General features: G+C 63.6%; 10 protein-coding genes. 6 read left to right on the top strand and 4 right to left on the bottom strand.

Translation table 11 applies throughout. The annotated features are described in order from the left end of the window. Nucleotides 1–22: 22 nt before the first annotated feature. The 4 genes from LOY54_RS14850 to LOY54_RS14835 all read right to left on the bottom strand — a co-directional run bounded on the left by LOY54_RS14850 (nucleotide 23) and on the right by LOY54_RS14835 (nucleotide 3,218). Nucleotides 23–733, bottom strand: coding sequence for an ABC transporter permease (locus tag LOY54_RS14850; RefSeq protein WP_045198238.1), 711 nt, complete (start codon nucleotides 731–733; stop codon nucleotides 23–25). Beyond that, complete coding sequence (locus LOY54_RS14845; RefSeq protein ID WP_045198240.1) at nucleotides 730–1,449, bottom strand: ABC transporter permease; 720 nt, start codon at nucleotides 1,447–1,449, stop codon at nucleotides 730–732. Before LOY54_RS14845 ends, LOY54_RS14850 begins: the two co-directional genes overlap by 4 nt. A 106-nt stretch (nucleotides 1,450–1,555) precedes the next feature. After that, nucleotides 1,556–2,314 carry a transporter substrate-binding domain-containing protein gene (locus LOY54_RS14840; protein ID WP_258606910.1) on the bottom strand — a complete coding sequence of 253 codons (759 nt, stop codon included), beginning with the start codon at nucleotides 2,312–2,314 and terminating at the stop codon, nucleotides 1,556–1,558. 34 nt (nucleotides 2,315–2,348) lie between these two features. Continuing rightward, nucleotides 2,349–3,218, bottom strand: coding sequence for a MurR/RpiR family transcriptional regulator (locus LOY54_RS14835; RefSeq protein ID WP_045198460.1), 870 nt, complete (start codon nucleotides 3,216–3,218; stop codon nucleotides 2,349–2,351). Between the two features lie 150 nt (nucleotides 3,219–3,368). Here LOY54_RS14835 and LOY54_RS14830 point away from each other — a divergent pair, with 150 nt between their 5' ends. The 6 genes from LOY54_RS14830 to LOY54_RS14805 all read left to right on the top strand — a co-directional run bounded on the left by LOY54_RS14830 (nucleotide 3,369) and on the right by LOY54_RS14805 (nucleotide 12,487). Further along, on the top strand, nucleotides 3,369–4,394 hold the full coding sequence (locus LOY54_RS14830; RefSeq protein ID WP_258606909.1) for an Ldh family oxidoreductase: 1,026 nt from the start codon (nucleotides 3,369–3,371) through the stop codon (nucleotides 4,392–4,394). Nucleotides 4,395–4,525: 131 nt separating this feature from the next. Next, a complete protein-coding gene (locus LOY54_RS14825; protein WP_258606908.1) occupies nucleotides 4,526–5,722 on the top strand; it encodes an amino acid aminotransferase in 1,197 nt (398 codons plus the stop codon). 217 nt (nucleotides 5,723–5,939) lie between these two features. Beyond that, nucleotides 5,940–7,217, top strand: coding sequence for a serine/threonine transporter (locus LOY54_RS14820; protein WP_045198247.1), 1,278 nt, complete (start codon nucleotides 5,940–5,942; stop codon nucleotides 7,215–7,217). Nucleotides 7,218–7,376: 159 nt separating this feature from the next. Further along, nucleotides 7,377–7,877 carry a thiol peroxidase gene (gene tpx / locus LOY54_RS14815; protein ID WP_045198249.1) on the top strand — a complete coding sequence of 167 codons (501 nt, stop codon included), beginning with the start codon at nucleotides 7,377–7,379 and terminating at the stop codon, nucleotides 7,875–7,877. Between the two features lie 234 nt (nucleotides 7,878–8,111). After that, nucleotides 8,112–9,395: an MdtA/MuxA family multidrug efflux RND transporter periplasmic adaptor subunit gene (locus LOY54_RS14810; RefSeq protein WP_309475648.1), complete on the top strand. Its 1,284-nt coding sequence runs from the start codon at nucleotides 8,112–8,114 to the stop codon at nucleotides 9,393–9,395. Beyond that, nucleotides 9,392–12,487, top strand: coding sequence for an MdtB/MuxB family multidrug efflux RND transporter permease subunit (locus LOY54_RS14805; RefSeq protein ID WP_258606906.1), 3,096 nt, complete (start codon nucleotides 9,392–9,394; stop codon nucleotides 12,485–12,487). Before LOY54_RS14810 ends, LOY54_RS14805 begins: the two co-directional genes overlap by 4 nt. The last annotated feature ends 39 nt before the right edge of the window (nucleotides 12,488–12,526 follow it).

Genomic DNA, 12,526 nt, shown 5'->3' with positions numbered 1-12,526 from the left:
AGCGGTCCTCACAAACAGGCGATCAGCGCAGGTGGCGGCCCAGGCGGGCTTCGATGTGTTTCAGGCTGCGCCGCACGATCTCGACGATCAGCAGGTAGAGCACGGCAGCCCACAGGTAGATCTGGAAGTCGAAACTGCGCGAGAACGCAAGCTTGGTCACGCCCATCAGGTCGTAGATGGTCACCAGCGAGGCAATCGCGCTGGCCTTGATCATCAGGATCAGTTCGTTGCCCAGCGGGCCGATGGCAACGATCAATGACTGCGGCAGGATCACTTTGAAGAAGGTGGTCGAGCGCTTCAGACTCAGGGCCTTGGCGGCTTCGTACTGGCCGGGGGCGACTGCCAGCAGGCTGCCCCGGAAAATCTCCGCCTGGTAGGCGGCGGTGTTGAGGGTGAAGGCCAGCACCGTGCAGTACCAGGCATCGCGGAAGAACCACCACAGGCCAACCTCTTGCCAGAAGCCCTTGAGCGACCCCAGGCCGTAGTACAGCAAGAACAGCTGGGCCAGCAGCGGCGAGCCACGGAAGAAGTAGATGTAGCCGGCGCTCAGGCGTTGCAGCACCAGCTTGTCCGACAGCCGGGCCAGGGCCAGGAGCATGCCGAGCAGGGCGCCGAGGGTAAACGACAGTGCCACCAGCTTGCCGGTGACCAGCAGGCCGTCGATAAAACGCGGGCCGTAGCGTTCCAGCAGGTCGGGGTCGAGTACCAGCGCCAGCAGTTGTTCGAAGCTCATGTCCGTGCCCCCCGCAAATGGCGGCTGAAATACTGTTCGATGAAGCTGAACACCCGTCCCGACAGCGCCGAGAACAACAGGTAGCCAAGGCAGGCGACGCCGTAGAAGAACATCGGCTCCTTGGTCACGCTGACCGCGAGGTTGGTCTGGCGCATCAGGTCGACCAGGGAGATGGTCGATACCAGCGAGGTGTCCTTGAGCAGCGACAGCCAGTTGTTCGACAGGCCCGGCAGGGCGATGCGTACCAGTTGCGGGAAGACCACCTTGCGAAAGGTCGTGGCCTTGCTCAGGCCCAGCGCCGCCGAGGCTTCGTACTGGCCCTTGGCGACGGTCTTGAATGCAGCCAGCCAGATCTCGCTGGAGAACGCGGCGAACACCAGGCTGAAGGCGATCATCGCCGCCAGGAAGGTGTTGATCAGCACTTCGCCTTCATAGCCCATGGCCAGGAGGATTTTCTGCGCGGCAATCTGGCAGCCGTAGTAGATGATCAGCAGCGTGAGCAGTTCCGGCAGGCCACGAAACACAGTAGAGAACACCGTCGCCGCAGCACGCGGGAAGCGCCTGGAGGAGCGGGCGGCGAGGGCCACGCCCAGGCCCAGCGGCAGGCCGATGGGCAGGCAGGCCAGGGCCAGGGAAATGGTCACCAGGGCGCCGGCCAGCAAAGCCTGGCCCCAGCCGCCGCTGGCGAAGGAAAGCAGTGACAGTTGTTCGAGCATGGGCGAACCCTCTCGGTTCAAGAGTGATGGTGCTTTGGAGGGCCTCTTCGCGGGTCCAGCCCGCTCCCACAGGGTATTTGTGGGAGCGGGATGGACCCGCGATCAGTCACTGATAGATATCGAAGTCGAAGTAGCGACTGGCGATCTTCTGGTAGGTGCCGTTGGCGACGATTTCGTCCAGGGCCTTGTTCAGGCGTTCGCGCAGCGCTTGGTCTTCCTTGCGCACGGCAATCGAGGCGTCGGCCTTGGTGCCGTTGACGTCGCCAAGGATCTTGCAGCAGTCCTTGCCGGCCTTGCCCAGCCATTCGGTCAGCGGGAACTTGTCGGCAATCACCCCGTCCAGGCGCCCGGCGGCGAGGTCGGCGTTGGCTTCATCAAGGGTCGGGTAGAGTTTGACGTCGGCACCGGCCTTGCCATAGACGTCTTCGGCGTAGATGGCCTGGGTCGAGGAGGATTGCGCGCCGACCGTGTAGCCTTTGAAGGTGGTCTGTGCGTCGGTGATGTCGCTGTCCTTGGCCACGGCCACCGACAACGGGGTCTTGTAGTAGTGGTTGGTGAAGGCGATCTTCTTGCGCCGCTCTTCGGTATCGATCATCGACGCCACCACGGCGTCGTACTTCTTGGCCATCAGGGCCGGGATGATGCCTTCCCAGTCCTGGGCCACCAGGATGCATTCGACCTTCATCTGTTCGCACAGGGCGTGGCTGATGTCGACGTCGAAGCCATGCAGTTTGTTATCCGAATCAACGTAGTTGAACGGTGGGTAAGCGCCTTCGGTAGCGATCTTCAGGGTTTCGGCCTGAGCCAGGGTCGAGCCGGCGAGCAGCAGGGCGCAAGCCCCTGCGAAGCGGATAACAGGTTTCATGACACACCTCGATCTGTTGTTGTTTGCACTCTTGCTATTGTTTGCTCGTTGACGTGTAGCCAACGAATTCGTTGTGTAGAGCTGCAGTTGCTTCCAAGCGTTTTTCAACATCCGGTCCTAGCTTCTTGCAGACCTCGTTGACCATCAGGTGTACCCACGACAGCATCGTCGCGGTGGACTCCCAGAACAGATTGAATTCGGTGGGGATGCGAAACACCTCACTGGCGTTGGCATCGGCCCAGTCACAAAAAGTGTCGGTCACCAGGGTGACGGCAATGCCCGCAGCATGCGCCTTGCGGCACAGGTTCAGGGCATGGCGGGAATAGCGGCGGGCCTCGAACACCACCAGGGCGCAGTCGGCCGGGTCACTGAGCAGCACCTCGCCAAAATGCCCGGCACTGCCATCGACCACCTGCACGCCGTCGCGCAGGTATTGCAGCAGGTGCGCCATGCACTGGGCGATGCCGCGCTCGGTCTGAAAACCGGCGATAAACACCTTGCGCCGCTGCGCCAGGCGCTGGCTGACGGTATTCCAGGCCGGGGTGCGGCTGTATTCGTAAACCCGCACCAGGGCGCCGACCTCCTGCTCCAGGCTGCGTGCCAGGCCGGCGGCATCCTGGCCATGGCGTTGGCGAAATTCTTGCAGGCGATCACCGACCAGCCACGGGCCTTCGCCGAGGTCGTCTTTAAGATCGTGCTTGAGGGCCTTGAGGTGCTCGTAACCCAGCGAGCGGCAGAAACGCCCGACACTCGACTCGCTGACGCCGATTTTCGCCGCCAGGCTTGCGGAGGTTTCGAACGGCAGGTCGGTGAGGTGGGCGAGCATGTAGCTGGCGATCTTGCGCCCCGACGCCGCTGCGTTGTGCAGGCTGTGTTCCAGGCGCTGTTTGATCGGTTGGCTCACAGGGCGATACTCGAAGGCGGTGGCACGTGGAAACAGAAAATGAATGTTTTCTGTCATCAAGTCAACATTTGACAGTTTGCTGTCACTGGAGGAAAGTCTGGCCATTGCCCATCGCTGTCGCCCATTCCAAATCCAATAAGGGAGCTTCAGATGTCCGCACGTCCCGACACTGCTGTCGCGCAGATCGCCTTTGCCGACCTGCAGGCCTTGTTGCAGCGTATTTTCGTCCGCCATGGATGCAGCGCAGCGGTCGCCCAGGCCCTGGCCTTCAACTGCGCCAGCGCCCAGCGCGATGGCGCTCACAGCCACGGTGTGTTCCGTATTCCCGGTTATGTCTCGACCCTGGAAAGTGGTTGGGTCGATGGCCAGGCCGTACCCGCTGTCGAAGACCTCGCCAGCGGTTATGTGCGCGTCGATGCCAAGGGCGGCTTTGCCCAGCCGGCGCTGGCCGCGGCTCGCAAGCTATTGGTGGCCAAGGCCCGCAGCGCCGGCATCGCCGTGCTGGCGATCCATAATTCGCACCATTTCGCCGCCCTCTGGCCGGATGTCGAACCTTTTGCCGATGAAGGCCTGGTGGCCCTGAGCGTGGTCAACAGCATGACCTGCGTGGTGCCCCATGGCGCCCGGCAACCGCTGTTTGGCACCAACCCGATTGCCTTTGCCGCGCCGTGCGCCGGCAGCGACCCGATCGTCTTCGACATGGCCACCAGCGCCATGGCCCATGGCGACGTGCAGATCGCCGCGCGCAAGGGTGAACGGCTGCCCGAAGGCATGGGCGTCGACAATAAAGGCGAACCGACCTGCGACCCGCAGGCGATTCTCGATGGCGGCGCGCTGCTGCCGTTTGGCGGGCACAAGGGCTCGGCGCTGTCGATGATGGTCGAACTGCTGGCGGCGGCGCTGACCGGCGGCAACTTCTCGTTCGAGTTCGACTGGTCGCAGCACCCAGGCGCGAAAACGCCCTGGACCGGGCAGTTGATCATCGTCATCGACCCGGCCCGCTCAGTGGGTAACCGCTTTGCTGAACGCAGCCGCGAGCTGGTGCGGCAGATGCAGGCGGTGGGCCTGCAGCGCATGCCGGGTGAGCGGCGTTTTCGCGAGCGCGAGCAGTCGGCGAAGCAGGGCGTGACCCTGACAGTGGCGGAGCTTGAGCAGCTACAGGGCCTGGCGGGGTAGGGCAGCCAGCCGATTACCGTGCATACATGCACAAATCAGTTGCACCAAGGGTAATGTTCCTCGGCCGCCAGTACAGGTATCCTCGACACAGCTTTTAGTCCGAACTGTCCTGACCCAAGGAGCTGTGCGCTGTGTTCAAACATGTCGATGCCTATGCCGGCGATCCGATTCTCTCCCTGATGGAGACCTTCAAGGCCGATCCGCGCGGCGCCAAGGTCAACCTGAGCATCGGCCTGTATTATGATGCCGCAGGCGTGGTGCCACAGCTGGCCGCGGTGCGCGAAGCCGAGCAGCGCTTTGCCGCCCAGCCTCACGAAGCCTCGATGTACCTGCCGATGGAAGGCCTGAACAGCTACCGCCAAGCGATCCAGGCGCTGTTGTTCGGTGCCGGCCACCCGGCGGTCGAGGCCGGTCGTGTGGCCACCGTACAGACCGTCGGCGGCTCCGGCGCGCTGAAAGTCGGTGCCGACTTCCTCAAGCGCTACTTCCCCGAGTCGCAGGTGTGGGTCAGTGATCCGACCTGGGACAACCACCGGGCGATCTTTGAAGGCGCAGGTTTCAAGGTCAACTCCTACCCGTACTTCGACCCGGCCAGCCGCGGCGTCGACTTCGACGGCATGCTTGGCACCCTCAACGGCCTGCCGGCCAACAGCATCGTCCTGCTCCACCCGTGCTGCCACAACCCCACCGGCGTCGACCTGAGCCAGGCGCAGTGGCAGCAAGTGATCGAAGTGCTCAAGGCGCGCAACCTGATCCCGTTCCTCGACATCGCCTACCAGGGCTTTGGCGAAGGCCTGGGCGCAGACGCCTACGCCATCCGTGAAGTGGCCCGCGCCGGCGTGCCGTGCCTGGTGAGCAACTCGTTCTCGAAGATCTTCTCGCTGTATGGCGAGCGGGTTGGCGGCCTGTCGGTGGTCTGTGACGACAGCGATACTGCACAAAGCGTGCTCGGCCAGCTCAAGGCCACCGTGCGCCGCAACTACTCCAGTCCGCCAAGCTTTGGTGCCCAGCTGGTGGCCGCGGTGCTCGGTGATGCTGAGCTCAATGCCCAGTGGGAGGCGGAAGTGGAGAAGATGCGCCTGCGTATCCTCGACATGCGCCAGGCCCTGGTCGATACCCTGGGTGACTTGCTGCCGGGCCAGGACTTCCAGTTCTTCCTGCGCCAGCGCGGCATGTTCAGCTACACCGGCTTTAGCGTCGAGCAGGTGCGTCGCCTGCGTGACGAGTTCGGTGTGTACCTGATCGACAGCGGCCGGGTGTGCATGGCCGGCCTGCGTCCGGACAACCTGCAGCAAGTGGCCAAGGCGTTCGCTGCGGTTCAAAGGTAACTGGCACTTCCAGCTTCAAGCTGCGAGTGGGTACAACCTTTCTTGCAGCTTGAAGCTGATAGCTTGCAGCTTCGGTGCAACCACTCCTCGGCCAGGGCTTTGCAAGTGCAACCAATCGGCGCACAATCGCGCCCCTCTTTGTATGGTCAAGAGGGGCGAAGCGTCTGTTTAGCCACTCCTGGCCCTGTTGCAGTCTTGCGAGTGGAGTTGCACCCGGATGAATGAGCAGGCCCCAAGCGTTGAACAACGCTTCGAATCGACCCCCGCCGCCCTCGGCAGCTGGGCCCGTCAGGACACTACCTGGATGCTGGGCCTGTTTGGCACGGCGATCGGCGCCGGGACCCTGTTCCTGCCGATCAACGCCGGCCTCGGCGGCTTCTGGCCGCTGCTGATCCTGGCGCTGCTGGCGTTCCCGATGACCTTCTACGCCCACCGCGGCCTGACCCGCTTCGTGCTCTCCGGGCGCGACGGCGCCGACATCACCGACGTGGTCGAAGAGCATTTCGGCCTGAGTGCCGGTGCCCTGATCACCTTGCTGTACTTTTTCGCCATCTTCCCGATCCTGCTGATCTACAGCGTGGCCCTGACCAACACCGTCGGCAGCTTCATGGAGCACCAGCTGCACATCGAGCCGCCACCGCGCGCGCTGCTGTCGTTCGTGCTGATCCTCGGCCTGCTGGCCATCGTGCGCTGCGGCGAGCAGGCCACGGTCAAGGTCATGAGCTGGCTGGTCTATCCGTTCATCGTCGCCCTGGCGTTCCTCGCGGTGTTCCTGATTCCGCACTGGAGCGGCGGTATCCTCAGCACCGCCACCGAAATGCCTTCGGGCTCGGCGTTCCTGCATACCCTGTGGCTGGCGATTCCGGTGATGGTCTTCTCGTTCAACCATTCGCCGATCATCTCGGCCTTTGCCGTTGACCAGAAGCGCCGTTATGGCGCGCATGCCGATGAGCGCAGCGGGCAGATCCTGTGCCGCGCCCACCTGCTGATGGTGGCCATGGTGATGTTCTTCGTGTTCAGTTGCGTACTGACCCTGACCCCGGCGCAACTGGCCGAAGCCAAGGCGCAGAACCTGTCGATCCTGTCGTACCTGGCCAACCATTTCAGCAACCCGACCATCGCCTTCGCCGCGCCGCTGATTGCCTTCATCGCCATCGCCAAGTCGTTCCTGGGCCACTACATCGGTGCCAGCGAAGGCCTCAAAGGCCTGGTGCTGAAGACCGGCAAGCGCCCGGGCGCCAAAGCCCTGGACCGCATGACCGCAGCCTTCATGCTGATCATCTGCTGGATCGTCGCCACCCTTAACCCGAGCATCCTCGGCATGATCGAGACCCTCGGTGGCCCGGTGATCGCGGCGATCCTGTTCCTGATGCCGATGTACGCCATCCGCAAGGTGCCGGCGATGAGCAAGTACCGCGGGCAGATGTCCAACGTCTTCGTCGTTGCCGTGGGCCTGGTGGCCATCTCGGCGCTGGTGTACTCGCTGCTGAGCTGAAATGCCTGATTCGGGAGCCGGCAATCGGCTCCCGGACAACTAAAGATTGTCCACAAAAGTTGTCTGGCAATTCAACAATTTAACATTCGCCCATAGGTAGACGGGCACTTTCATGGTTAACTCTGGTCCTTTAATCACCCCCGCATAAGGACTTCGTTCATGGCTCAAGTGACTCTTAAAGGCAACCCGGTTCAGGTCAAAGGCGAACTGCCGAAAGTCGGCGCCCAGGCACCTGCGTTTTCCCTGGTTGGTGCAGGCCTTGCCGACGTGACCCTGGCTTCCCTGGCCGGCAAGCGCAAAGTGCTGAACATCTTTCCAAGCGTCGACACCCCGACCTGCGCCACTTCGGTTCGCAAGTTCAACGCCCAGGCCAACGAGCTGAACAACACCGTCGTCCTGTGCATCTCCGCCGACCTGCCGTTCGCGCAAGCGCGTTTCTGCGGTGCTGAAGGCCTGGAGAACGTGCAGAACCTGTCGACACTGCGCGGCGCTGAGTTCAAGGAAGCCTATGGTGTTGCCATCGCCGACGGCCCGCTGGCCGGCCTGACTGCCCGCGCCGTTGTTGTGCTGGACGAGAACGACAAGGTGCTGCACAGCGAGTTGGTTGGCGAAATCGCCGAAGAGCCGAATTATGAGGCTGCCCTGGCTGTTCTGAAGTAACAGTGACAGCCGATCGCGGGGCAAGCCCGCTCCTACACCATCCCTGTAGGAGCGGGCTTGCCCCGCGAAGAATTGCGAAGAGATGTAACGGCCTGGCCCTCGTCCAGGCCGTTTTTATTTATAGTTCATTACGTTAGCTACGTAAGCTCAAGGTAAAGTGCCGGTAAAGGCGCTTTGCTTATCTGTCTGCAGTGCTTATCGTTCAGCCTCCTGAAAAGAATTCTTTCCCGCACAATGGTCGATCAACCGATGCTTTCTCGTTCCCGTTCCCCTCGTCGCTGGCTTGTCGGCCTGCTGATCCTGCTGCTGGTCGCCGGCCTGTGCTGGTGGCTGTGGCCGTCGCCGGCGGCGCACAAGGCCGGTGCCGCGCCGGGCGGCAAGGGCGGGCGGCCGGGTTTTGGCGCGTTCGGCGGGCCGGTACCGGTACGGGTCGAGCCGGCCACGGTTGGCGACTTCCCGGTATACCTCAAGGCCCTGGGCACGGTGACCGCGACCAACACGGTGAATGTGCGCAGCCGGGTCGGCGGCGAACTGGTCAAGGTCAACTTCCAGGAAGGCCAGAAGGTCAAGGCCGGCGACCTGCTGGCCGAGATCGACCCGCGCAGCTACCAGATCGCCCTGCAACAGGCCGAAGGCACCCTGGCGCAGAACCAGGCGCAACTGAAAAACGCCCAGATCGACCTGCAGCGTTATAAAGGCCTGTTCGCCGAAGACAGCATCGCCAAGCAGACCCTCGATACCCAGGAGGCACTGGTCGGCCAGTACCAGGGCACGATCAAGACCAACCAGGCGGCGGTAGGCGACGCCAAGCTTAACCTCGACTTCACCCGCATCCGCGCGCCGATCAGCGGCCGTCTGGGCCTGCGCCAGCTGGACGTCGGCAACCTGGTGGCGGCCAACGACACCACCGCGCTGGTGGTCATCACCCAGACCCAGCCAATCACCGTGGCCTTCACCTTGCCGGAAACAGAGCTGAACACGGTGCTGGCGCGCTACCGCAGCGGCGCGCAGTTGCCGGTCGAGGCCTGGGACCGCAGCGACAGCAAGCAACAGGCGGCCGGCGTGCTGCGCAGCCTCGACAACCAGATCGACACCACCACCGGCACCCTGAAGTTCAAGGCCTTCTTCGAAAACCAGGACGAAGCGCTGTTCCCCAATCAGTTCGTCAACGTGCGCCTGCTCGCCGATACCCTCAAGGGTGTGGTGATGGCGCCGTCGGCGGCGATCCAGTTCGGCACCGACGGCTCGTTCGTCTATGTCATGGAAGGCGACAACAAGGTACGCATCCGCAAGCTCACGCTGGGCGCCAGCGATGGTGATCTCACCGTGGTCAACGAAGGCCTGGCCAAGGGCGAGCGGGTGGTGCTCGAAGGCACCGACCGCTTGCGTGATGGCAGCGAGGTCGAGGTGGTCAACGACAGCGCCGAAGTGCCGGTCACCCCTGGCCAGCACCTGCAGGGCCAGGACAAGAAAGAAGCCTCCGCCGCTGACGGCGCACAGGGCAAGGCCGGCGCATGAACCTCTCGCGGCTGTTCATCCTGCGCCCGGTGGCGACCACCCTGAGCATGCTGGCCATTGTCCTGGCCGGCCTGATCGCCTACAAGATGCTGCCGGTGGCGGCGCTGCCCCAGGTCGATTACCCGACCATCCGGGTGATGACCCTGTACCCCGGCGCCAGCCCCCAGGTGATGACCAGCGCGGTCACTGCGCCGCTTGAGCGCCAGTTCGGGCAGATGCCCGGGCTGACCCAGATGGCCTCGACCAGCTCCGGTGGCGCCTCGGTGCTGACCCTACGCTTCAGCCTGGACATGAACATGGATGTTGCCGAGCAACAGGTGCAGGCGGCGATCAACGCAGCCAGCAACCTGCTGCCCGGCGACCTGCCGGCGCCACCGGTGTACAACAAGGTCAACCCGGCCGACACGCCGGTGCTGACCCTGGCGATTTCGTCGAAAACCATGCCGCTGCCCAAGCTCAACGACCTGGTCGACACCCGCGTGGCGCAAAAAATCGCCCAGATCGGCGGCGTCGGCATGGTCAGCATCGCCGGCGGCCAACGCCAGGCGGTGCGGATCAAGGTCAACCCCGACGCCCTGGCCTCGGCCGGGCTCAACCTGGCCGACGTGCGCACCCTGATCGGCGCTTCCAACGTCAACCAGCCCAAAGGCAACTTCGATGGCCCGACGCGGGTGTCGATGCTCGACGCCAACGACCAGCTGCGTTCGCCCGAGGAATACGCCAACCTGATTCTCGCCTACAACAACGGCGCGCCGCTGCGCCTCAAGGATGTCGCCGAGATCGTCGACGGCGCCGAAAACGAGCGCCTGGCGGCCTGGGCCAACCAGAACCAGGCGGTGCTGCTGAACATCCAGCGCCAGCCCGGGGCCAACGTCATCGAGGTGGTCGACCGGATCAAGGCGATGCTGCCGTCGATCACCGACAACCTGCCGGCGGGCCTGGACGTCAGCGTGCTCACCGACCGTACCCAGACCATCCGCGCCTCGGTCAAGGACGTGCAGCACGAGCTGCTGATCGCCATCGCCCTGGTGGTCATGGTCACCTTCATCTTTTTGCGCCGCTTCAGCGCCACCATCATCCCCTCGGTGGCTGTGCCGCTGTCGCTGATCGGCACCTTTGCGGTCATGCACCTGGCCGGGTTCTCGATCAACAACCTGACCCTGATGGCCCTGACCATCGCCACCGGCTTTGTGGTCGACGATGCCATCGTCATGCTGGAGAACATCTCGCGGCATATCGAAGAGGGCGAGACGCCGATGCAGGCGGCGCTCAAAGGCGCGCGGCAGATCGGCTTCACCCTGGTTTCGCTGACCTTCTCGCTGATTGCGGTACTGATCCCGCTGCTGTTCATGGCCGATGTGGTCGGGCGGTTGTTCCGCGAATTCGCCATTACCCTGGCGGTGGCGATCCTGATTTCCCTGGTGGTGTCGTTGACCCTGACGCCGATGATGTGTGCGCGCTTGCTCAAGCGCGAACCGAAGGAGGAAGAGCAGGGGCGTTTCTACCGTGCCAGTGGCGCCTGGATCGACTGGATGATCGACTACTACGGCCGTGGCCTGCAGTGGGTGCTCCGCCACCAGCCGCTGACCCTGCTGGTGGCCGTGGCGACCCTGGGCCTGACCGTGCTGCTGTACCTGGTGGTGCCCAAGGGCTTCTTCCCGGTGCAGGACACCGGGGTGATCCAGGGTATTTCCGAGGCGCCGCAGTCGGTGTCGTTCAGCGCCATGAGCCAGCGCCAGCAGCAGCTCAGCGCGGTGATCCTCAAGGACCCGGCGGTGCAGAGCCTGTCGTCGTACATCGGCGTCGATGGCGACAACGCCACGCTTAACAGTGGTCGCCTGCTGATCAACCTCAAGCCCCATGGCGAGCGTGACCTCACCGCAGCCCAGGTGATTGCCCGCCTGCAACCGGAGGTCGACAAGCTGGTCGGCATCCGCCTGTTCATGCAGCCGGTGCAGGATTTGAGCATCGAAGACCGGGTCAGCCGCACTCAGTACCAGTTCAGCCTGTCCTCGCCGGATGCCGAGCTGCTGGCGCAGTGGAGCGCCAAGCTGGTCGATGCCCTGCAGCAACGCCCGGAACTCACCGATGTCGCCAGCGACCTGCAGGACAAGGGCCTGCAGGTATTCCTGGTGATCGACCGCGACGCCGCCAGCCGCCTGGGCATCAACGTCGCCGACATCACCAACGCCCTCTACGATGCCTTCGGTCAGCGGCAGATCTCGACCATCTACACCCAGGCCAGCCAGTACCGCGTGGTGCTGCAGGCCGAGGCGGCGTCGAGCATCGGCCCGCAGGTGCTCGAGCAGATTCACGTCAAGGCTGCCGACGGCGGCCAGGTGCGGCTGTCGAGCCTGGCGCGCATCGAACAGCGCCAGGCGCAACTGGCGATTGCCCATATTGGCCAGTTCCCGGCGGTGATGATGTCGTTCAACCTTGGCGACGGCGTGGCCCTCGGCGAGGCGGTCAAGGTCATCGAACAGGTGCAGCAGGACATCGGCATGCCGGTGGGCGTGCAAACCCGCTTCCAGGGTGCGGCCGAAGCCTTTCAGGCCTCCTTGTCGAGCACCTTGCTGCTGATCCTGGCGGCGGTGGTGACCATGTACATCGTGCTTGGCGTGCTCTACGAGAGCTACATCCACCCGGTGACCATCCTCTCGACCCTGCCGTCGGCGGCGGTGGGCGCCTTGCTGGCGTTGATCCTCTCCGGTAACGACCTGGGCATGATCGCCATCATCGGCATCATTTTGCTCATCGGTATCGTCAAGAAGAACGCGATCATGATGATCGACTTCGCCCTGGAGGCCGAGCGCAACCAGGGCATGGCCCCGGAAGCGGCCATCTACCAGGCCGCGCTGCTGCGCTTCCGGCCGATCCTGATGACCACGTTGGCAGCACTGTTCGGCGCCATCCCGCTGATGCTCGCCAGCGGCTCCGGCGCCGAGCTGCGCCAGCCCCTGGGCCTGGTGATGGTTGGCGGGCTGCTGGTCAGCCAGGTGCTGACGCTGTTCACTACGCCTGTCATCTATTTGTACTTTGATCGGTTGTCGAGGCGCCTTCGCTCCCGTGGCTTGACCGGAGACTTGGTATGATCGGCGCCAGCTCCAAGCCGCAAGCTGCAAGCTGCAAGC

Source organism: Pseudomonas sp. B21-032, from assembly GCF_024748965.1.
Classification (GTDB): Bacteria; Pseudomonadota; Gammaproteobacteria; order Pseudomonadales; family Pseudomonadaceae; genus Aquipseudomonas.
The sequence above is the reverse complement of the archived record's forward strand: the minus strand, read 5'-3'. Positions and strand labels throughout refer to the sequence as shown.